15 protein-coding genes are annotated in these 23,165 nt (G+C 45.7%); 14 read left to right on the forward strand and 1 reads right to left on the reverse strand.

The window, feature by feature from the left end; all coding sequences use genetic code 11:
- Nucleotides 1-28: 28 nt before the first annotated feature.
- The 10 genes from AC58UX_RS04585 to cysI all read left to right on the forward strand — a co-directional run bounded on the left by AC58UX_RS04585 (nucleotide 29) and on the right by cysI (nucleotide 11,975).
- Nucleotides 29-298 carry a late competence development ComFB family protein gene (locus AC58UX_RS04585; RefSeq protein ID WP_497249906.1) on the forward strand — a complete coding sequence of 90 codons (270 nt, stop codon included), beginning with the start codon at nucleotides 29-31 and terminating at the stop codon, nucleotides 296-298.
- 758 nt (nucleotides 299-1,056) lie between these two features.
- A complete protein-coding gene (locus AC58UX_RS04590) occupies nucleotides 1,057-1,224 on the forward strand; it encodes a hypothetical protein (RefSeq protein WP_497249907.1) in 168 nt (55 codons plus the stop codon).
- On the forward strand, nucleotides 1,217-1,387 hold the full coding sequence (sda, locus tag AC58UX_RS04595; RefSeq protein ID WP_497249908.1) for a sporulation histidine kinase inhibitor Sda: 171 nt from the start codon (nucleotides 1,217-1,219) through the stop codon (nucleotides 1,385-1,387). Before AC58UX_RS04590 ends, sda begins: the two co-directional genes overlap by 8 nt.
- Nucleotides 1,388-1,506: 119 nt before the next feature.
- On the forward strand, nucleotides 1,507-3,306 hold the full coding sequence (locus AC58UX_RS04600) for a cache domain-containing sensor histidine kinase (protein ID WP_497249909.1): 1,800 nt from the start codon (nucleotides 1,507-1,509) through the stop codon (nucleotides 3,304-3,306).
- 3 nt (nucleotides 3,307-3,309) lie between these two features.
- A complete protein-coding gene (locus AC58UX_RS04605) occupies nucleotides 3,310-4,899 on the forward strand; it encodes a response regulator (RefSeq protein WP_497249910.1) in 1,590 nt (529 codons plus the stop codon).
- A gap of 126 nt (nucleotides 4,900-5,025) precedes the next feature.
- A complete protein-coding gene (locus tag AC58UX_RS04610) occupies nucleotides 5,026-6,363 on the forward strand; it encodes an ABC transporter substrate-binding protein (RefSeq protein ID WP_497249911.1) in 1,338 nt (445 codons plus the stop codon).
- Nucleotides 6,364-6,445: 82 nt separating this feature from the next.
- Nucleotides 6,446-7,324 (forward strand): carbohydrate ABC transporter permease, encoded by an 879-nt coding sequence (locus tag AC58UX_RS04615; protein WP_497249912.1) that lies wholly within the window; start codon nucleotides 6,446-6,448, stop codon nucleotides 7,322-7,324.
- A 12-nt stretch (nucleotides 7,325-7,336) separates the two neighbouring features.
- Entirely contained in the window at nucleotides 7,337-8,179 is an 843-nt protein-coding gene (locus tag AC58UX_RS04620; RefSeq protein WP_082595236.1) for a carbohydrate ABC transporter permease, read from the forward strand.
- Nucleotides 8,180-8,388: 209 nt separating this feature from the next.
- A complete protein-coding gene (locus AC58UX_RS04625) occupies nucleotides 8,389-10,215 on the forward strand; it encodes an assimilatory sulfite reductase (NADPH) flavoprotein subunit (protein ID WP_497249913.1) in 1,827 nt (608 codons plus the stop codon).
- A 38-nt stretch (nucleotides 10,216-10,253) separates the two neighbouring features.
- Nucleotides 10,254-11,975, forward strand: coding sequence for an assimilatory sulfite reductase (NADPH) hemoprotein subunit (gene cysI / locus AC58UX_RS04630; protein ID WP_497249914.1), 1,722 nt, complete (start codon nucleotides 10,254-10,256; stop codon nucleotides 11,973-11,975).
- Nucleotides 11,976-12,354: 379 nt separating this feature from the next.
- Here cysI and AC58UX_RS04635 read toward each other — a convergent pair whose 3' ends face one another.
- Nucleotides 12,355-13,569: a PASTA domain-containing protein gene (locus AC58UX_RS04635; protein ID WP_497249915.1), complete on the reverse strand. Its 1,215-nt coding sequence runs from the start codon at nucleotides 13,567-13,569 to the stop codon at nucleotides 12,355-12,357.
- A gap of 325 nt (nucleotides 13,570-13,894) precedes the next feature.
- Here AC58UX_RS04635 and AC58UX_RS04640 point away from each other — a divergent pair, with 325 nt between their 5' ends.
- From AC58UX_RS04640 to AC58UX_RS04655, 4 genes are all read left to right on the forward strand, one after another.
- A complete protein-coding gene (locus AC58UX_RS04640; protein ID WP_497249916.1) occupies nucleotides 13,895-15,541 on the forward strand; it encodes a hydroxysqualene dehydroxylase in 1,647 nt (548 codons plus the stop codon).
- A gap of 38 nt (nucleotides 15,542-15,579) precedes the next feature.
- Complete coding sequence (locus AC58UX_RS04645) at nucleotides 15,580-20,772, forward strand: AAA family ATPase (RefSeq protein ID WP_497249917.1); 5,193 nt, start codon at nucleotides 15,580-15,582, stop codon at nucleotides 20,770-20,772.
- Between the two features lie 153 nt (nucleotides 20,773-20,925).
- Nucleotides 20,926-22,095: an iron-containing alcohol dehydrogenase gene (locus tag AC58UX_RS04650; protein ID WP_497249918.1), complete on the forward strand. Its 1,170-nt coding sequence runs from the start codon at nucleotides 20,926-20,928 to the stop codon at nucleotides 22,093-22,095.
- Complete coding sequence (locus AC58UX_RS04655; RefSeq protein ID WP_497249919.1) at nucleotides 22,092-23,012, forward strand: EamA family transporter; 921 nt, start codon at nucleotides 22,092-22,094, stop codon at nucleotides 23,010-23,012. Before AC58UX_RS04650 ends, AC58UX_RS04655 begins: the two co-directional genes overlap by 4 nt.
- The last annotated feature ends 153 nt before the right edge of the window (nucleotides 23,013-23,165 follow it).

Consider the following 23,165-nt stretch of genomic DNA (forward strand, 5'->3'; position numbering starts at 1 on the left):
TGAATGTTCTTAGAGGGAGAGTTACAAGATGGCGGTCATCAACGCAATGGAATCCGTGGTTACACATCTGTTTGAAGAGTTTCGGAGAAACTATACATTGAAATGCAATTGTACAACGTGCCAAGAAGATATTTTGGCCATCGTACTGAATCGAGTTCCGCCACGGTATACCTCCAGTGAGAAGGGGCAGCTATTTGTAAAAGGTGAATTTACAAATCAACAGTTGCGTTCCGACGTCATGCGAGAATTGATGGAAGCATCTAGCTTTGTGGAGTGTCATAAGCATCACCGCGAATAACGCATAGGGAAACCAGCAGCCTCGATGAGGTTGCTGGTTTTTTTGTATCTTGACGCAACTCCTTTTGCCTTGTTCTGCAAGCGTAACTCGATTTTATCGACTTACGGTACTCCTATTGCCTTTCTTGTCACGCGTAACTCGATTATTTCGACTTACGGTACTCCAATTGCCATTGTCTGCATGCGTAACTCGATTTTATCGACTTACGGTACTCCTATTACCTTTCTTGTCACGCGTAACTCGATTTTATCGACTTACGGTACTCCTATTACCTTTCTTGTCACGCGTAACTCGATTATTTCGACTTACGGTATTCCAATTGCCATTGTCTGCACGCGTAACTCGATTTTATTAGACAAAACCGACTATCTCTCCATCAATAGCACCCCTGCGTCTGGAGATAGTCGATATAACCGACTAACTCTCCATCAAAAGCGGCCCTGCGTCTCGAGATAGTCGACGAAACCGACTAACTCGCCATCATAAGTGGCCCTGCGGCAGGAGATAGTCGGAAAAACCGACTATCTCTCCATCAATAGCACCCCTGCTTCAGGAGATAGTCGACAAAACCGACTACCTCCCCATCAAACGCTTCCCCTGCGTAATTCCCTCCCTTTTTTCCTTGAATGCAAATAAAATTACATAATATAGAAAAAAAACCGGTAATAGATGCAAAAATAATTGCGCTGTTTTCTTACACGCTTCAAGCTAAAATAGAAAGAGAATTTCCAAATAAATGAAAATTAGGAGGGGTTCATATGAAATCAGAGCAATTTAATGGCATTTTTGATTCCGTGTTAACAGATGTTGTACAACAATCTTATGGAAATATATGCTTGCCCTCCGACGAGCAAATCCAACAATCGATGAAAAAAATGATGATGATGCTTGAAGAGAACCCGAATTGGTTGATGTACAATGAATGATCGCGATAATTTGAAAGCTATCTCCAACGACACACTTGTTGATGCGTATATAAATGCAAGCAGGATGAAGCTGAGCAAGGAGTTTCTCATGTTTTTACTTGTGGAAATTCAAGCGAGACAGATTAGTTTATTCCATGAAAACGGCTTCGATCAATCCAGTTAACCGCCACCACGCATGCGGTGAGTTTTAAAAATGGTATGAATCCTTTACAATGTAACGGACAGGGAACTCCTGACGGTGCACGGTAGGGGATTTTTTGTTTTCAGAAAAGGGAGGCTAGGATGAAGATACTTCAGAAATTGATACCTACGCATTGGTTTCGCAATCAACGCATTCGATATAAAATTATTCTCATTTATTTTCCACTCATTTTCGTGCCCTTGTTTGTATTAGGCTTTGTCTCGAACCAAGTGTATACGAACGCCATCGTTAAGAAAACGATCAAGAACGTGTCGGACAACTCCTCCTTAATTATAACTCGCATCACAGGGATGTTAACGAACGTCGAGAGCTGCGCGAATATGCTAACGATCAATCTCAATAAGGTCATCGTAGAGGATCCGCAGTCACTAAACGAAACGAACCTACAGATGTACACCCAGATCACGAATCAGCTCAGCTTTGCTTTGCTCGTTTTTCCTGATGTGCAGTCAGCGGCATTTATTGATACGAATAATCGGATTTATGGCTCGAATCTGCTTATGGAACGAAATCGCGATTCGATCACGAGCAGCCACATGTTGAAGCAGATTGATACATCAAGCGGGAATAACATTTGGTTCCCCATGCAGCGCAGAGATTATTTAACCAATGGCTCACAAGAAACGGTGATGACGCTGGGCAAGCGAATCGTGAACATTTACACCGGGCAGAAGCTAGGTTTGCTTGTACTCAATATAAAAGAAAGCTCCTTATCGGCGATTTATCAAAAAATCGGTTCAATCCAAGATGGCAGCTACTTCATCGTAGATGATGCAGGGGTTGTTACCTCTTCCCAGCACCCAGAGGACGTGCTCCAAGAAGTGGCGATTCCCGAAGTGAAGAACTGGATCACATCCAGCAAGCATGCTTCCGCACCGGCACCGACGTCCTTCGAATACGAGAAAACGCTCGTGGTTAGCTCAGATGTGCCTAGCTTCGGTTGGAAATTAATCTCCATGGCACCGCTGGCATCGTTAACAGCAGATACGCGCAAAATTACATTGCTTATTGTCCTAATAGGCATTGTCTGTTTGTTTTTTGCCTTGCTCGGAGCGGGCATGCTGTCCCAGTTGATTGCCAAGCCCATTATGGGGCTGACGAAATATATGAAAAAGGTCAAGGAAGGCAGCTTGGATATCGAATTTCAAGTTAATTCCGAAGACGAGATCGGGATGCTATCCTCGGGCTTTAACGCCATGATTCGGCGAATTCAAGAGCTGCTCTCTAACATTAATTGGGAGCAAAAGAAGAAGCGGGAATACGAGCTGGCACTCATTCAAGCGCAGATTAAGCCGCATTTTTTATATAACACACTGGATGTCATTTATACCTTGTCGGAAATGGGGCGAACTCGCGATGTCCAGCGGACAACGAAAGCATTGGCCGATTTCTATCGCGCAGCGCTCAGTAAAGGGCGCGAAACCATTACAATCGAAGAGGAAATTCGCAATGTCAAAGACTATTTATCGATCCAACGCATTCGATATTCCGATGTATTTACGTATGAATTTGATATTCATAACGATGTGCTGAGCGGTCTAATTCCGAAACTGACCATTCAGCCGCTTGTCGAAAACGCTATCTATCACGGCCTCAAAACCAAAGGAAGCCTCGGACTTCTTAAGGTAACAGGCGAAATAGTTGATGCGAAAATAAAAATCGTTGTCGCAGATGACGGTGTGGGAATGGATGCAACGCGGTTGGAAGCGATTGTGAAAAAGACGGAATCTCCACAGGAGGCCGTAGGCTATGGCTTCAAGAATGTGAATGACCGCATCCAGCTGTATTACGGAGACGAATATGGCTTACAAATGACAAGTGAACAGGGACAAGGCACGGAAGTTACACTTTGGCTGCCTTTTAGACGGAAAGAGGAGTAATACATGCAGAAAATTTTAATCGTCGATGATGAATCGATTTTTCGGGAATATTTGCGTACGGCGCTAGATTGGGAGGCTTATGGCTTTGAATTGTGTGCAGAAGCGAAAAATGGCATCGAAGCCCTGGAGCAGGTTGAATTGCATCGCCCGGATATAGCGCTTGTCGATATTACGATGCCTTTTATGGACGGCTTGACACTGACTGAGCAATTAAAAGAACGTTACCCCGCAACAAGTGTTGTACTTATCACAGGTCATAACGAGTTCGATTATGCGCGAAAAGCGCTCAAGCTTGGCGTAGAAGATTATATCCTGAAGCCGTTCTCGAAGGATGAGTTGGTCCTTACTCTGCTTAAGCTGCAAAAGGAACATGAGAAAGCGCGTGAAGAACGCTCTACCCTCAAGGAAAATCAGCAAATGATGAAGGAAAGTTACTTGAACTATTTGCTGAGCAGCGAATATCATCAGTCCCCTGAGGAAACGACCCTGAAATTGCAGCAACTTGGGGAGTCATTTATCTCCTCATTATTCGTCATTGCGTGCATTGAAATTGATCATATGGACGTCAAATGGAACCAAGTGAGCGAACGCTTACTGTGGAAATATGCCGTGACGAACATTCTGAACGAAGCGCTGGAGGAAACAGGGCATCACCTCATTTTCAATGGGCCGGAGGGGCGAATTATATGTCTAGTCGAGCACCAAGGGGGGAAGGAGCTGGAGGTTCCGGCGTTAGAGGGGTATGAGAAGCTCATTTTCCTCATCAAAAAATATTTGAAATTCACGATCACCATTGGTGTTGGTCGCAGTCAAGCGGGGTATTCAGGCATTCGCACTTCCTATCTAGAAGCGTTAGAAGCTTTGCAGAACAAGTTCGTCTTAGGAAACGATCGCGTGATCGCCTATGGTTCAAGTGCGCTGGATTCCGGCAAGCAGGCACTCTATCCGACAGAAGTCAACGAGGAACTGCTCGTGTTGCTGCGCATGCATAATGCGGAGAAGGTAGAAGATAAGCTGGAAGAAGTTTTCCAGTCCATTCGAGAGCAAAGACTTTCGTTGGAGTATACCTATGTCATTTCCATGGGTCTCATTTCTGTGTGTCTGTCCTATGTGACCGAGATGGGGCATCCGATTGAGGACTGCTTTGGCGAAGCCTTTTACCCTTATAGTGAGATTAAGCGGCTTGGTTCTATCGAGAGTACATCGGCGTGGATTAAAGAGCTATTTACGAAAGCCATGCAGTATACCCAAAAGCATAAGAAGACGCGTTCGTCCAAAATAGCTCAGTCAGCGAAAGAGTATATCGAGGGGCACTACGGGGATTCCGAGCTCCAACTTGATCAGATCGCGCAGCAGGTGTTTATTAATTCAAGCTATTTGCGGGCTGTGTTTAAAAAGGAAATCGGCATGACGGTCACGGATTATGTGACCCATGTTCGTATGCATAAAGCGAAGGAACTACTCGGTAAGGGTAACATTCGGTTAGCAGATATCGCGGAGCAAATTGGCGTGAATGATCCTAGTTATTTTAGCAAAAGCTTTAAGAAATTTTTCGGTTATTCCCCGAGTGAGTATGAGAATAATCGCATATAACGACTGCACGAGAATGTGCGGATTTTACAAGAAGCCCTCAGTTATTCCATTATCACTGGGGTTTTTTCCTTCTATACTGAGGATGTAAAGAGGAGAAACGCACAAGAATTTCTGGGAGGTCTTCACATGAAAAAGATGGCAGTAACTCTCGTAAGCTTACTCGCGGCAACTAGCCTAGCAGCTTGCGGTTCCACAGACACACCGAAAGAAACGAGCAGCGCGGCGCCAGCGGCAACAGCTGCAGCAACGACAGCGCCTGCAAAGACGGATGCAAAACCAGTTAAACTAAGAATTTACGCACAGTACGCAGATGAAGATACGAAAACACCTTATGACTACGCAGTAGCTGAATTGAAAAAGGAAATGCCAAACGTCGAGCTGGAATTGGATATTCAAGCCCAAGATGACGGTCAAAAATTGAAAACGTATGCGGCGACAGGGAATCTTCCAGATATTTTCCAAGCAGGACTGGATATCATTGATACTTTCAAAAAGTCTAATAACATCCTCATGTTGGATGAGTATGTCACGAAATTTGGCTTCAAGGACAAAATGCAGCCAAGTGCCATGAACACGCTAGTGACGGAAGATGGCCACACGTATGCGTTCCCTTATGCAGGTAATGAAGTAGCACTCTTGTACTATAACAAAGATTTGTTCCAACAAAATGGCGTGAAAGTGCCAACAACGTATGATGAAATGATGACAGCTGTTAAAGCTTTCAACGCAAAGGGGATTACTCCGCTTTCCATTTTTGCCAAAGAGAAATGGCCTTGCGTAGCGCTGTATGACATGTTCGTTACACGTGCAGAACCAGGCGGTATCAACAAGCTGGATAAAGGCACAGCGAAAGCAGAAGATGCGGCTTACAAAACAGCAGCTGATAAGATTATTGAGCTCGTTAAAGCAGGCATGCTGCCAAAAGGTGCAACGAACTTGAACTATGACCAAGCAGCAGCGCTCTACCACGAAGGTAAAGCAGCGATGTTTATCAACGGTCAATGGGAGATTGAAGCAGCAACGAAAGCGCTAGGCGACAAAGCAGGCTACATGTACTTGCCAGCAGCGGATGCAGCAGCTTACGAAAAAGGTAAAACAGCGTTCAGCGGCAGCGGTGGTCCTGGTGGATATGCCGTATCCGCTAACACGAAAGATAAAGAGCTGGCTGCAAAAGTAGCATCTTTCATCTCCTTGAAATATGCGGAGTACAAATTCACTAACCGCAGCAATCCGATCGTAGCAACGAAAGTTGATAAGCCTGTGGTGAAGCAGTTCCCTCCGATGATGGATCAGCTTTCCAAGGATATTCCAAAAATCACAAGCACAACTGCGTTCTCATGGGGCTTGTCCAATCCGAAGTTCAAAGCAGCACTTGAAGATGCTACACAAAACCTAATGACAGGTAACTACACATCTGATCAATTCGTGAAAGATCTGAATAAGGCAGCAGTTACAGCGAAATAAATGTGATTTTATGACATGGGAGACTCACCCTGGAAAGCTCCACCCCAGAGTGAGTCTTCTACTCTACAAGGGAAGTGATGACATGCGCAAATTCATGGGAAATAAGGTCGCGATTATGCTGTTCACGCTACCGGCACTCCTTTTGTATACAGTGATCGTGTTTTATCCGATTTTGCAAACCTTTTACCGCAGTACCTTCGAATGGGATGGCTTGAGTGAAGGTACGTTTATTTTTCTAGATAACTACATCCGGTTGTTTCAAGATAGCATTTTCTATACTTCCCTCTATAACGGTCTTGTGTTTGCAGGCATTCTAGCTTTTGTGCAAATTGGGATCGGAACTGTGCTCGCTTTCGCCGTAGCAGAGGGTTTTAAAGGAAGTAAGATTCTACGCATCTCCTACTTCATTCCAGTCGTGCTTTCAATCACCGTCGTCTGTCAGCTGTGGCTGGCGATGTATAACAGTGAGTATGGCTTAATCAACAAGGTGTTTGAAGCGCTTGGCATTTCGTATCGTCAGGATTGGCTGACGAATAGTAAAACCGCTATTTTCGCCATTGCATTCGTGAATGCGTGGCAGTACATGGGCTATCAATTCGCTTTGCTTCTAGCGGCTGTGAAGTCTGTTCCTGAACAGTATTTAGAAGCTGCACGAATCGACGGCGCTTCGAAATTCAAAGCACATATGAAAATTACTATCCCGATGCTAGCTGAGACTTATAAATTTTGCCTCGTCCTCGCGATCACAGGTGGTCTGAATGCCTTCGCTAACATGTTTATCATGACTGGCGGCGGGCCAGGTAACTCCACGTACACGTTAACTTATCTCATGTACCGTTCGGCTTTCCGTGTGGGTGAGTTTGGTTATGGCAGCGCAGCAGCAGCGTTCCTCGTGATTGAATGTTTGATCGTGACGTTAGCCATTAATAAGCTGATCGCAAGGGAACGTATTACATTTTAAAGGAGGATGACCATGAACGGCCTACTCAAATTACGCAAAAAAAATCCGCTCCTTGGCATCCTTTTATGGGTGTATGCGGGGTTGTCGGTATATCCCTTATTGTGGATGATTTTCTACTCACTGAAAAATAACAATGAAATTTTCGTTACGAATCCTTTCGGTATTCCTACGCATTTTCGCTTTGAAAATTATGTGGATGCTTGGTCCAAATTTAATGTCCCGCAGTACTTTAGCAACAGTTTGCTGGTGGCCGCATGTACGGTCGTTGGCACGATTGTCCTTTCTGTGACGTTTTCCTATGCGGTTGCACGGATGCAATGGCGCTTCAAAGAAGTGGCGCGCATCTATGTGGTCATCGGAATGTTTATCCCTGTTCAAGTGATCATGATACCGCTCGCGATTCTGGTTCGTGATTTTCATTTAGCTAACACGTACGGTGCACTCATTGTTCCTTATATTGCGTTTAATATTTCGTTCTCCAGCATGGTGTTCTACGGCTTCTTTCGTTCGATCCCTGTGGAGCTTGAAGAATCGGCCTGCATGGACGGCGCGAGTATTTACCGCACATTTTATACCATTATTTTACCAATTATTAAGCCGGCAATGGCGACCATGGTCATTTTCGTATTCTTGTCCTCTTGGAATGAATTCACGATGGCACTTATTCTTATTACCAAAGAATCATTGAAAACACTTCCGCTCGGATTGCTGTTCTTCCAAGGTCAGTTTACTACGAACTGGGGCGCAATGGGGGCAGCGATGACGATTGCCAGCTTGCCAACGGTGTTGGTGTATGTCCTCTTTAGTGAACAAGTGGAGAAGGCGATGACCGTCGGTTCAGCTGTGAAAGGTTAAATATGTCAGAGATTGTTGAAATGACCCCATTTTGGGGTCATTTTTTGCATGAAAAGTGCGCAATTAACCATATATCAATTCCCCTTATAAGTCTTATAAGATGATTCTAATTGACCTATGGTGCGCACTATGATAGTTTTCAATGGAGAAGTAAAAATAGTGCGAAAAATAGCAAAGCTTATCAATACATGCTGATGAGGTGGATTTTGTTGGAACTTCAAGTCTTAAACAGTCCTTTTAACCAAGAGCAAGTTGAATTACTCAATCGCGTCCTACCAACGTTAACAGATACTCAACGTATTTGGCTGAGTGGCTATCTAACAGCGCAACAAGGCTCGTCAACTTCTGCAACAGCTCCTGTTGCTTCCGTACCAACGGCTGTGGTTAGTCAACCTGCCATCTCTAAAGAAGTGACATTGCTCTTCGGATCACAAACAGGTAATTCCCATGGATTAGCTAAAAAGTTTGCTAAAAAACTGGAAGAGCAGTCGTTCCAAGTAACGCTCTCCTCCATGAGCGACTTTAAACCGAATAATCTGAAAAAGGTTCAAAACCTGCTTATTATCGTAAGTACACATGGAGAAGGCGATGCGCCTGATAATGCGATCTCATTCTACGAATTCCTTCATAGCAAAAGAGCGCCGCAATTAGAAGAGCTTCGTTATGCGGTTCTTTCGTTGGGCGATACGTCTTATGAATTCTTCTGCCAAACGGGTAAAGATTTTGATAAGCGTTTGCAAGAGCTTGGCGCGAAGTCATTAACGGATCGTGTGGATTGCGATGTTGATTTTGATGAGCCAGCTGCGGCTTGGGTTTCCAGTGTGCTGGGTGCTCTGAACGCTTCATCAGCTAGTGCTGTTGGTGGTAGTTCAGCTGCTGCTGCGGGTACTGTGGCTTCCGCTGAGTCTGAATACTCCAGAACGAATCCGTTCCAAGCGGAAGTGTTGGAGAACTTGAATTTGAATGGCCGTGGTTCTGATCGTGAAACTCGCCATGTGGAGATCTCTTTAGAGGGCTCCAATCTGCAATATGAGCCAGGTGATAGCCTTGGCGTTTATCCAGAAAATCATCCGCGTCTTGTGAATGAATTGATTCAAGCGATGGATTGGAACGCAAGCACGCCGGTTGCTGTAAACAAAAATGGCGAAGAGCGTCCTTTGCAAGAAGCACTTCTTCGTAATTATGAAATCACTACATTGACAAAACCTTTGTTAGAACAAGTTGCAAAGCTTGCTGCTAACGATAAATTACATGCTTTAGTTGCTGCAGGAAATGAATCCGAGCTGAAATCATACATTGCAGGTCGTGACTTACTTGATTTGGTGCAAGACTTCTCCTTACAAGGTGTGTCTGCAAAAGAATTCGTAGCAGTGCTTCGCAAATTGCCTGCTCGTCTATACTCGATCGCAAGCTCCTCCAAGGCTTCACCGGATGAGGTGCATATCACAGTGCGTGCCGTTCGCTATGAGGCTAATGGACGCAACCGTTATGGTGTTTGCTCCGTTCACCTGGCTGAGCGCGCACAAACGGGCGCAGCGCTGCCTGTGTACATTCAAAGTAATCCAAACTTTAAGCTGCCTGAGAATCCAGAAACACCAATTATCATGATTGGACCTGGTACTGGTGTAGCGCCATTCCGTTCTTTCCTCGCAGAAAGAGAAGAGACCGGTGCAGATGGCAAAACATGGTTATTCTATGGAGATCAGCACTTCGCTACAGACTTCTTGTATCAAGTAGAATGGCAGCGTTGGTTGAAAGATGGCGTACTTACGAAATTAGACGTAGCTTTCTCCCGTGATACGGATCAAAAAGTATACGTACAGAACCGCATGCTAGAGAAGAGCCGCGAGGTTTATCAATGGCTGCAAGAAGGCGCTGTTGTATATATTTGCGGTGATGAGAAGAGAATGGCCCACGATGTGAACGCTGCGTTGCTCACGATTCTGGAGCAAGAAGGCGGATTAAGCAACGAAGAAGCCGTACAATATTTGGCTAACATGCAACAGCAAAAACGTTATCAACGGGATGTTTATTAAACCGGGATCCCCGCGATCGCGAGAGGAGAAAGCTCAAGATGTCAGAAAATAACTTACTATCGAAGAATAGTGCACCCCATAGCGATGTTGAACAAATTAAAATTCGCAGTAACTATCTGCGCGGCAGTCTGGAAGAAACGCTAGAAAACCGCATCACAGGTTCCATCCCTGAGGACGACAACCGTTTGATGAAATTCCATGGCAGCTACATGCAGGATGACCGTGATTTGCGTAATGAGCGTGCAAAGCAAAAGCTTGAGCCTGCCTATCAGTTCATGCTGCGCGTACGTGCTGCAGGCGGGATCGTTACACCGGAACAGTGGTTGATGATGGATCGCGTTGCACAGAAGTATGCAAATGGTACAATTCGTCTCACAACGCGTCAATCGTTCCAATTGCATGGTGTTATCAAATGGAACATGAAGAAAACGATTCAAGAAGTGAACGCATCCATGCTGAGTACGCTTGCTGCTTGTGGTGACGTGAACCGTAACGTGATGTGTAACCCGAATCCATACCAATCCGAGGTTCATGGTGAAGTGTATGAGTGGGCGAACCGCATCTCCAATCACTTGGATCCGCGTACGAGAGCGTATCACGAAATTTGGCTTGACGGTGAGAAAGTCGTGGATAGCCGTGACGGCGAAGAGCAAGAGCCGATCTACGGACCTGTGTACTTGCCGCGGAAGTTCAAAATCGGTATCGCGATTCCACCATCCAACGATGTAGACGTCTACTCGCAGGATTTGGGTTATATCGCAGTTGTTGAAAATGGTAAGTTGGTTGGCTTTAACGTATCTGTTGGCGGCGGTATGGGGATGTCCCATGGAGATGTCAAAACATATCCGCAAGTTGGTCAAGTGATCGGATTCATCAAACCAGAACAAGCTGTTGATCTAGCTGAAAAAACGGTCATGATCCAACGCGATTATGGTGACCGTTCGGTTCGTAAACATGCTCGTTTCAAATACACCATCGATGATCGCGGAATCGAGTGGTTCGTGAATGAGCTTCAAACGCGTCTTGGCTGGAACCTTGAGCCAACACGTGCGTTCCATTTCGAGTCCAATGGGGACCGTTATGGTTGGGTAAAAGGAAGTAATGGCAAATGGCATTTCACGATGTTCATTCAAAACGGTCGCGTTATGGATGACGGGGACTACCGCTTGATGACGGGTCTTCGTGAAATCGCTAAGACGCACAATGGTGATTTCCGTCTTACGTCGAATCAGAACTTGATCATCGGTAACGTGAGTGCTCAGAAGAAGAAGAAAATCGAAGAACTGATCAAGGAGCACGGCATTACGGATGGTCTTCACTACTCCGCGCTTCGCAGAAACTCTATGGCGTGTGTTGCGTTCCCGACTTGCGGACTCGCAATGGCCGAATCGGAACGTTACCTGCCTTCCTTGATTACGAAAGTCGAGGCTATCCTTGAAAGTTCAGGTCTTCGCGAGCAGGAGATTACGATTCGTATGACAGGTTGCCCAAATGGTTGCGCACGTCCTATGCTGGCTGAGCTTGCTTTTATCGGTAAAGCAGCTGGCAAGTACAACATGTACCTTGGCGGCGGATTCGCTGGAAACCGCTTGAATAAGCTGTACAAAGAAAACATTGGTGAATCCGAAATTTTGGATTCCCTGCAATCGATCATTCCGCACTATGCGAGAGAGCGTCAAGGTGAAGAGCACTTCGGTGACTTCGTCATTCGCGCTGGCTATGTGAAAGAAGTGCGTTCGGGTCAAGATTTCCACGCATAATACGGAAAAAGCAGTTAAAGTAGATGGCTACTTTAACTGCTTTTTTGTCATTTCAGGGGTGTGACTCGAATAGATGGAAAAAGTCCATTTATTTCCTCCAATTCCCCCTCGAAAAGTAAAGTAACTGGAAAAACTCCAGCTATTCTCGGAGATTTTCAGCAAAAGCAGCAGAAACCCGAAAATTAACTGGAGTTTTTCCATCTAATCCTAATTTTTAACTGAAAATCAATAAAATAACTGTATGTTTTCCAGATAAAGGTGAGCTGGGGCGGGAGCAGGGCCTTAGGCAGGTTCTTGGGCGTTCCACATAGCCAGAGTCGGAGCCTCGGTTTGTTCTGAACTTGAACCTGAACCTGAACCTGAACCCAGCCGGTACCTCCTACTGCGCGCCCTTACTCACCCAGAACGTCACGTTGTCCCCCTCGATGCCGTTCGTGCCGGCCTTCGGTTCTTGTCTGGTGACGGTTCCTTTCGGCAGCGTGCTCGTCTCGATGAAAAAGTTATAGTGAAGTCCGGCAGCTAGAGCCAGCTGCTCGGCATCCGCTTGTGTTTGGCCAACCAGATTAGGTACGACAGTTTTCTCTGTGGCTTCCTTCGTGCTCGTTAGCTTGGCTTCGGCAGAAGCGGTTGGACTAACGGTTGCGATCGGTGTGCTCGATGGCGTAGGTGAGATGATGATGACGGTCTCGACGATCTTCGGCTCAGGCCAATAATACCATACACCGACGATGCCAATTACGAGTGCCGACACAGCGCCTAGCGCAGTCAGCTTCGCTGAGCGCGTCGAGCGGGTAAAGTTTTCATCAACAGCGGGCGCTCGGTTGAACACAGGTTGGGTCTCATAGGCTGGTTCAACCGTTCCTGCTTCCACCTGCGTTGCAATCTTCGTGTTTTTGTTACCCGGAACGGAAGGCGGTAAGCTCCGCAACCCGAATACGAGTGAGGATAGCGAGGATTGCCCATGACTAATAAATTTGATGAGGCGAATGAGGGCTAGCTTTTGCTCGGTGGTCGCGCTTGGAATCAAAGCTCGCTCCAGACTCGTGTGCATAACCTCGAACGTATCGGAAATCGTCTGGTTCCCTGTAAGCAGTTGAATCATTAATCGGCAAAGCCCAACGGCTATTTGTTCCTCGGATTCGTCTTTTTCCCAGTAGTTGATGACGGAGAGCTTATTCTGCTCGGTTAACCATAAATTATCAGGGCGAACGGAAAAGCCTGTAATATTTTCCTCCAAAGCATCAAGCAAGGAAACGCCTAAATCACTGATCATCGTCACGACGGCCTGGTATGACCATTGACGCTTGTTAATGTGATTGATCAATAGCGAACCTGGCTTCGCTTGCAAAATGATGGTGACGGCATCCTCTGCGATGGACGTATCCAACATATGATGGAAGCCGTCGTGAATAAATGCCGCTTTATCCTGAAGAGTGCTTATGTATTGGGCACCTAATTGGTTACCACGAAGCGTTTTGCGATACAACATCACTTTGCGAGATAGAAATACATCATCACCATAATGGAGAGTTCCATGAGGGAAAGAGACGATTTGTGTACTTGGCACGTATCGTGTACCTATTCGATCGGGCATGGAATACCATCCTCTCTGGCGTGTAGGAGATCATTACACTTTATTATATATGATTCGAACGCGGTTAGGAATTTTGGAGTAGGTTTGTTGCAGTTGAAGTCCCCCTGCAAGGTAGAATGCCTATAAGCTTAACTGTACATCTTTTTACTGCATTTTGGAATCATCTAAAGCAAATTGAGCGAAAAGTGGGCATAGCTGCTATTTTACGACTAGATTTCTGGGACTCTATCAACCTTAATAGGAATTTCCTATGATTCAAATGTCCTAAATGATATGATAGAGGAACCAAATATTTTTACATAAAACGCCAAAACAAGGGGGTATTGTGTTGAAAAAGGTCGCAATTTTGGGCGGTGGAGTGGCAGGTTTGAGTGCTGCTCATGAATTAATTGTAAGAGGCTATGAGGTGTCTGTTTACGAGTTTAAGCATATACCTGGTGGGAAAGCCCGAAGTATGCCTTTTGTGGGCAGCGGAACTGGCGGACGGAAGGATTTGCCGGGTGAGCATGGTTTTCGGCTATTTCCGCGATTCTATCGCCATGTCATTGATACTCTGAAACGGATTCCCTATGAGAATGGCACAGTGTATGATAATTTAACGGAAGTCACGCGACTCGACATTGCGACCTATACCGCACCGATTCTACCTTTGTTAGCCAAGATTGAATTCAGTTTGGATAATTTACAAGTGCTCCTGAAAGATTTATTTGATAATCGATTAGGGCTTACGATGGATGATATGGAGCAATATGGACGGAAGCTGTGGCAAGTGATGACGAGCTGCGAGGAACGGATACGCGAGGAATATAATGAAATCGATTGGTGGGAATTTATTGAGGCGGATCAGCAATCTGCTGCTTTTCAGAAGATTTTTGCGGGATTCACGAAAACATTAGTTGCCTGCCAGTCCAAAATCGCGAATACACAAACAGTAGGGCCTGTGGCTGTTCAGATGACACTAGATATTACTACGCCAGGTACAAGTTTTGTCAGATTATTGAATGGCCCGACGAATGACAAATGGATTTACCCTTGGTTGACCTTTCTTCAGGATCAAGGTGTAAACTATCATCTAGATACGAAAGTAGAGCGTATTCATTGTGCCAACGGGGAAATAACCAGTGCGACCATTTCTCGAAATGGCGAAACATTTGAGATAGAAGCAGATTACTATATAGCCGCTTTTCCAGTCGAGGTCATGGGCAAAATGATTACGGAACCTATGCTGGAAGCAGACCCTTCCCTGCATGGTGTTCAAAAGCTCGTAGACTCCGTTGCATGGATGAACGGTATTCAGTATTACTTGAAGGAGGATGTCCCGATTACACATGGCCATGTGATCTATTTAGACGCCCCTTGGTCACTTACTTCGGTTTCGCAGAAGCAATTTTGGCCGGACGTGAATTTGAGTGAATATGGCGATGGAACGGTGAAAGGCATCTTGTCCGTGGATATTTCGGATTGGAATTCACCTGGCATCCTATTTGGTAAAACAGCAACTCATTGTACCGCTGAAGAAATTAAAGCGGAGGTCTGGGCGCAAATGAAGCTTAGCCTTAACGTTGATGGAGCCGTTATACTTGAAGATTCTGTTCTCCATTCTTGGTTCTTGGATACGGATATTCAATTCGAAAATCCTGAGCATGCCTGCACGAATATGGAGCCGTTGCTCATTAACCGTGTTGGGACCTGGGATGACCGTCCGGAAGCGTATACGGGTATCCCGAATTTATACCTGGCTTCCGACTATGTTCGTACCAATACAAACTTAGCCACTATGGAAGGTGCGAATGAGGCGGCGCGTCGAGCTGTGAATGCCATTTTAGAACGTGATGGTTCTGAAGAGGAGCCTTGTAAGATTTGGGAGATGTATACGTTTGAACTGGGGCATATCGATATATTGAAATTGTATCATATGCATGATAGGAAACGGTTGGAGAAAGGGTTACCATGGGATGGTAAGCTGCTTTAATTTGAATGACTTGCAGCAAGAATTACTAGGAGGATACGATGTTAATTTTGCCAGACTATGAAATGATCAGACAAATCTATCAGGGTGAGCGAACGGTATTGTATCGGGCCATTGATAAGCAATCCGGCGAGAAAGTGATCATTAAGACACTGCGCTCCGATTTCCCGCTTGCAGTGGATATTGCTAGATTAAAGCGTGAATATGAAATTGGTAAAATGCTGGATATACCCGGCATCGTTAAGCCGCTTACTTTGCCCAAATATCAAAACAGCGTGGCTATGGTCATGGAGGATTTTGAAGGTGAAACACTTTCCACGTATTTTCCATTATTTCGCCAATCACTAGAAGCGTTTCTCCAAGCAGCGATCCAATTAGCCAAAATCGTAGGCGAGGTGCATCAACGCTACGTCATACATAAGGATATCAAGCCAAGCAATATTATTATGAATCGGAATAAGCAGATTATGAAGCTGGGAGATTTCAGCATCTCGTCGTTTACGAAAGAGCGCCAAGAGATGCTGGATCCTTCCTTATTAGAAGGAACGCTCAGTTACATGTCTCCCGAACAGACCGGTCGTATGAACCGGATTATTGATTATCGAACGGATTACTACTCCTTAGGAGTCACTTTCTATGAAATGATTACGGGGCAGCTGCCGTTTCAAACGGAAGATCCCTTGGAGCTGTTGCATTGCCATTTTGCCGTAACGCCGAAATCGCCGCAGAGCTTGCGAATGGGTATTCCGAAGCCGCTATCCGATCTAATTATGAAGCTGCTTTCTAAGGATGCCGAGGATCGTTACCAAAGTGCCTATGGGATCATTCAAGATCTGGAGCAAGTGAAGCTGCACATGAATTCTGGAGAAGAGATGCAGGATTTTGTTGTAGGCAGTTATGATATGACCGATATGTTTCAGATTCCGCAGGGCTTATTCGGACGTACGCAAGAAATTTATCGGCTATTGAACGTGTATAACTATGCGGTGCTTGGCTCTTTGGAAGCGGTGTGGGTCACAGGGGAATCGGGATTTGGAAAGTCTTTCCTTATTGCGGAAACGATGAAGACCATCATGAAGGACAACGGCTGGTTCCTATCAGGTCGATTCGAGCCGAATCAACAGCATGTTTCCTATAATGCCATCGCGAAAGCTTTGCGAGAGTTGGTTCGACAGCTTTTAACCGAGAGGGATCAGCAGTTGGAGGAGTATCGTACCCGTTTACTTCGGATGTTGGGATCGAACGGACAGGTATTGATTGATCTCGTGCCTGAGCTAAAATTATTGATTGGTGAACAGCCAGCAGCGAAGCCGCTTCCTCCGCAAGAAACACAAAACCGTCTCCATTTCTTGCTGCAGCAATTTTTACTGCTGTTCTGTGCTAAGAATCGGCCGATCGTGCTGTTTTTGGACGATTTACAATGGGCGGATGCGGCGTCCTTGCAGATGTTGGATCTGCTTTTAAATGACTCGCAATTGAAATATTTCTTGTTTATTGGTTCCTATCGCAGTGAATATGAGAGCAATTGGCTGTCTTCAATGCATATTCAATTTTTGGATAAGCTGCCTCCACGACTTGTGAAGGAACGAATCATGCTGAAGGCGCTTGAAATTCATGATGTTAAACAGCTGATCGCGGAATCATTGAAGTCAGAACAGGATGAAGTGACGGATCTGGCTGAACTCGTCGTTCAAAAAACGGGAGGCAATCCTTTTTTCGTCAAACAATTTCTAACAGCCCTGCACGAGCAAGAGCTACTCCTATTCAATTATGATCGCAATCGTTGGTTCTGGGACATGAACGAGATTCAGAAGCTTCGGATCACAGATAACTTAATGTTCCTTCTCGCGGAAAAGCTGGAGCGCATGCCTGCGAGATCACAACGTATTATGCGATTGGCAGCCTGTTTAGGCGCTTCCTTTGACTTGGAGGCACTCGGTATCGTTATGAAATCCTCATTCACTGAGGTGCTTCAGGAGTTAGAGACGACGATACAGAGCGGTTTGATTATCCCTGTCGGTATGGATTACAAATTTTTTCATGAACTAGACACGGAGTGGGCGGCAAGAGAGATTCGATTTATGTTTGTCCACGACTCGATTCAAGAAGCAATCTATGGCTCTGTTGAAGAGTTTAAGCGCGTTGAGATGCATGCCAGTATTGCGCAACTATTGCTAGCTGCGTTGTCTGAGGCAGAGATTGAACGGCGGCTATTCGAGATTGTTTTTCATTTGAATATGGGGTCCGATTTATCGACTGACCATCCAGCGCTGATTCAGCTTCTGGAGTTTAATAGGAGTGCGGCACGCAAGGCGAAGTCATCCAATGCTTACCGATCTGCGCTTCAATATTACAACAAAGGCTTACTCGCTCTGAAAGAAATCAAAGGAATGGAATTGGATGAATTAGCTTACACCATGCGGTTGGAAAAGGCGGAGACGCTTTATCTGAACGGCCAGGCGGAGGAAGCGGAGAATGCGTATGAGCAGCTGCTTCAAGAGGCGAAATCAGATGAACAAAAGCTGGAGCTTATTAACTTACAAGTGGTTCTGTACACCAATGTAGGAAAACAGCATCAGAGCGTCAAGCTAGGTTTGAAAGCATTGGCAGAGCATGGAATTCGTATGCCGGCAGAGCCGAACAGCGCGAATATTTTACTCGCCTATTTGGATGTGAAGCGAAGAATTGGGCGAAGGGATACGGACAAGCTCTACGAGCTGCCGATCATGGAGGATGCGTATCGTTCCCAGATCATGAATCTTATGATGAGTGTTGCGATATCGGCGTATTTTGTGAATCCAAACCTTTACGTATTGTTTATGCTTAACATGACGAAGCTCGCATTGAAATATGGGAATTCACCAGCAATGGCGTATGTGTATGGGTCTTATGGCCTCATTCTAGGCTCTGGTTTCGGGGATTACCAAAGCGGCTATCGCTATGGTCAACTAAGCAGCCGAATGAATGAGCGTTTTCAATCCCATCAATATCGCAGCAAAAGTTATTTCTCCTTCGGTGTGTTTGTCACCCCTTGGGTGAAGCCGCTTCCTGAAAGTCTCGAGCTAATTAAGGAGTCGTTCCGAACCGGAATTGAAGACGGAGATTTGGTTTTTGCGGGTTATGCACTAACTTATCAGGTGTTGGTTAAGGATTTTCAAGGGATTGCGCTTGAAGAAATGAACGATGATTTAGCGATGAATTATCGGATTCTTGAACAGACCAATCATCACGACACACTTCTCATGTTGGAAATGCTTCGCATGGTCATCATGAATGTGGAAGGGAAGACGTCGAATCCTGTGCTGATCGGTGATGATGAAGCGGAAGAGGAGCAATTTGTTCGGAAGCTAGAGGCTCACTCAAATCAAGTCATTATTCACGTGTATACCGTAAAGAAAATGATGCTGCACTATTTGTTTGGACAATTCGAAGAAGCCGTGAAATTTGGAAAAGCGGCAGAAGCGCGCCAAACTGCATCCTTTGGATTGTTTCACATCCCAGAGAATTATTTCTACTTTGTTTTGTCACTTACAGCTCATTTCCAAGCTGCCTCACCCAGCGAGCAGAAATGGTACGCGAAGCAAGTGAAAAAGATGCTGGGGAAAATGGCGAAGTGGGCTGCCAATTGTCCGGAGAATTACTTGCACCTAAGTTTGTTGATGCAAGCCGAGTGGGATCGGATAGCAGGTCATACACAGAAGGCAGAGCAGGGGTATGATCATGCGATTCGGCAAGCGCGGGAGCAGGGCTTCATCCACCACGAAGCGATCGCTACGGAAATAGCTGGGAAATATTATAAATCAGCTGGCCGCGACAAAATTGCTAAGGCTTATTTCATGGATGCTTATTATGGATACGTAAGCTGGGGCGCGAAAGCCAAGGCAGATGATCTCATCTTGCGGTACCCAGGCTATTTATCCAGCCTGCATGAGACGACAGATTGGGCGACGACCAAAATTAGTGACTACTCGTTACAAGCCATCGACTTCAAAACCATTATGAATACGTCCCGATCACTATCAAGTGAAGTGAATTTGGAGCAGCTGATCAAACGGCTGATGGAAATCGTTACGTATTCATCGGGTGCGGAGAGAAGTATTCTCGTGCTCAAGGACAAGGAAAGATTGTACGTGGAAGCAGAGATGATTGCTAGCGAAGGGAAGGATTCCTGTACAGTCAGCTCGGTTTTATTGGAATCAAGGGACAATCTTCCGCAAACGGTCATCCAGTATGTGGCGCGCATGAAGGAAGGCATCATGCTCGATGATGCAGAGAAATCGGGTTTCTTCACCCATGATCCTTATATTAGACAAGCTGAAGGAAAATCCATCTTTTGTGAGCCGATTCTACATCAAGGAAATTTAGTCGGTGTGTTTTATTTGGAAAATAATTTAATTCGTAACGCCTTTACATCGGATCGCTTAGATGTGATCAAGTTGTTATCGGCACAAGCCGCGATTTCTCTTGAAAATGCGAGGCTGTATAATGATCTTGAATCCAAGGTGAAGGAAAGAACAAACGAACTAATCTTGATGGAGACTTCGCGGCGAGACCTCTTGTCGAACATTTCCCACGATCTCGGGACGCCGCTTACGTCGATCCAAGGCTACGTAGAAGCGATACTGGATGGCGTGATTCAGGGGCCAGAGGAGCAAAAGAAATATTTATCCGTCGTTCACATGCGCATTGTCGGTATCCAGCGGTTGATCACGGATTTATATCAATTGAGCCGACTTGAAACAAAGCAATTCCATTTCCAGCTTGCACCAACTTCATGTGTGGCTATGGTACGTCAGCTTTTTGCCAAGTATGAATTAGATGCTTCAAATGCAGGAATTGCGTATACCCTCCACATGGGACAGATCGATGGATCCGACATGTTAACGGTAGATACGGATCGGATTGAACAGGTGTATGCCAATCTCATCTACAACGCCATTAAGTTTTCTACAAGCGGATGCTCCATTGATGTTCGAGTTGAAATCAGAGATGAACCTTATGAGCTCGTGATTCGCGTGTCCGATACAGGTGTCGGGATCAGCGAAGAGGATCTTCCGCATATTTTCGAACGATTCTATAAAGTGTCCAAATCACGCAGCAACTCCGGTGGAAGCGGTCTGGGGCTTGCGATAGCGAAGGAAATTGTGCAATATCATGGCGGTCAAATCTGGGCGGAAAGCCGTCTGGGACATGGCTGCAGCATTTCATTCTCGCTGCCCCTTCACCGCATATAAGCGCAGCAAACCGTACATCTTACTAATAGATGTGCGGTTTTTTCTGCTATCCAAATGTTGTGTCCATACGGAGGTGTTACCAATGCTATTGAATTGGAGTTGTGATATACTACTCTTTTGTAGATATTAGTCATCGAAGGAGTTTTCACACAAATGCAATCATTTATTCAGTATAATCCAACAAAATTATGGTTTGGTGAAGGTCAGATCAAGCAATTGCAGCAAGAGCTAGGTACTACCGGAAAACGCGTGTTACTTGTTTACGGTGGGGGAAGCATACAGAGAAATGGTGTTTACGATGCTGTCATGAAGCAGCTTCAAGATATGGAAGCAACGGTTGTTGAAATGCCTGGGGTAGAGCCTAATCCAAGACTGACTACCGTCAAGAGAGGCATTGAGCTGTGTCGCAAGGAATCAATTGATCTTATCCTCGCTGTTGGCGGCGGGAGCGTGATTGACTGTGCCAAAGCCATTTCCGTCGGTGTATTTTATGAAGGCGATGTTTGGGACATCATCACGAGAAAAGCTGAGCCACAGAAGGCGCTACCGTTGGGGACGGTATTAACACTCGCCGCGACGGGTTCGGAGATGAATAACATTTCGGTTATTACGAATTGGGAAAGCAATGAGAAGCGCGGCTGGAGCAGTCCATTGGCTTACCCGGCTTTTTCTATTTTGGACCCTGCCTATACAACTTCTGTACCTTTGGATCAGACGGTATACGGAATTGTGGATATGATGTCACATGTACTCGAACAATACTTCCATCGTACCGAGCATGCCCCGATGATGGATCGTTTCATGGAGGCCGTTCTGCTGACGGTTATCGATGCGGCTCCTAAGCTATTGTCGAATCTGCAAGATGTTGAGCATCGGGCGACGATTATGTATGCAGGTACGACTGCGTTTAACGGCTTGCTCTCTTGCGGGACAGACGGCGGAGATTGGGCGTCTCATCAAATTGAGCATGGCTTATCTGCTGTGTATGATATCCCTCACGGGGGCGGACTTGCCATCGTTTTCCCGAATTGGATGGCGCATTGTGCAGAGGAAGATCCGTCGCGGATGAAGAAGTTGGCTGTGGCCGTTTTCGGGATCGAGGAAGCGGGTAAAACCGATTACGAGGTTGCCTTGGAAGGGATTCAGGCGTTGCGTCAATTCTGGGATTCACTTGGTGCACCAAGTCGACTAGGATACTATGGCATTGATGATCAGCGAATCGAGTTGCTTGTCCATAAATCATTCATGAAGCCCAGCATCGGGCAATACAAAGTGATGACAAGGGACACGGTCAGAGATATTCTGACGAGGTCTTTGGCATGAAGTATTACGTCTACGTGCTAGCTGGCGCGTGCAGCTTCGGCTTACTTTCAACCTTCGTGAAGAAAGCCTATGAGTCTGGCTTTAATGTGGGCGAAGTGGTTGGTGGTCAGATCTTTTTTGGTCTAATTATGCTCTGGATCATGGCGTTAGTGACTGCGAAATCAGCTAGACATGGTTCAGCAGAGGCTAAAACCTTCCGAGTGTCCCCTCGCCAAGCGCTCCTGCTTATGTTAGTTGGAACAAGCTCAGGCTTGACCGGAATATTTTATTATGCGGCGTTGCAATATGTTTCAGCTTCCTTTGCTATCCTTTTATTATTTCAATTTACTTGGATTGGTATCGTTCTAGAGGCAATCATCGATCGCAAGCGTCCGAGCAAGGATAAACTTATCGCACTTATTTTCTTATTTATCGGAATTATTATGGCAAGTGGTTATTTACAAGGAAGTCTTGAATCGCCGTCGTGGCTAGGAATAAGCTTAGGCTTGCTGTCGGCGTTAACGTATGCCTTATTCATTGCGGTGAGCGGAAAAGTCGCCAAGCAAGTTGCACCTATTACACGAGGTGCTGTCATGCAAACAGGCTCGTTCATCATCGTTATGGCGATATTCCCGCCGGAATTCCTTTGGAATGGTGCTTTACATGAATCTTTATTGCCGTGGGCTTTACTGCTAGCCCTGTTTGGAGTCGTCATTCCTCCGTTGTTCTTTGCAATTGGTGTGCCGCGAATCGGTGGCGGCATGGCAACCATCATGAGTGCAGCTGAGTTGCCGACGGCTGTGATCATGTCCTTTATCGTTCTGCATGAGTCCGTGAGCGGGCTGCAGTGGTTGGGTGTGTTGGTGACGATGCTAGGCATTGTGTTGCCTGAGCTATTGAACAGAAGGCAGCGCGTTCAGCGGCTCCAGACGGATTGAAATAAATAAGGTGGTTCCCCTTACGTAGGGGAGTTGCCTTATTTTTTTGCGTGTTTGTTCAATATGAAAAAGTGGGAAATTCAGCGAAATGTTGTAAATGTTCATAGTTAGTATGAATTATTCAGTGGTAAAGCTAGGGGGAGAACGATTATG

It is taken from the genome of Paenibacillus sp. J22P90 (assembly GCF_059692195.1).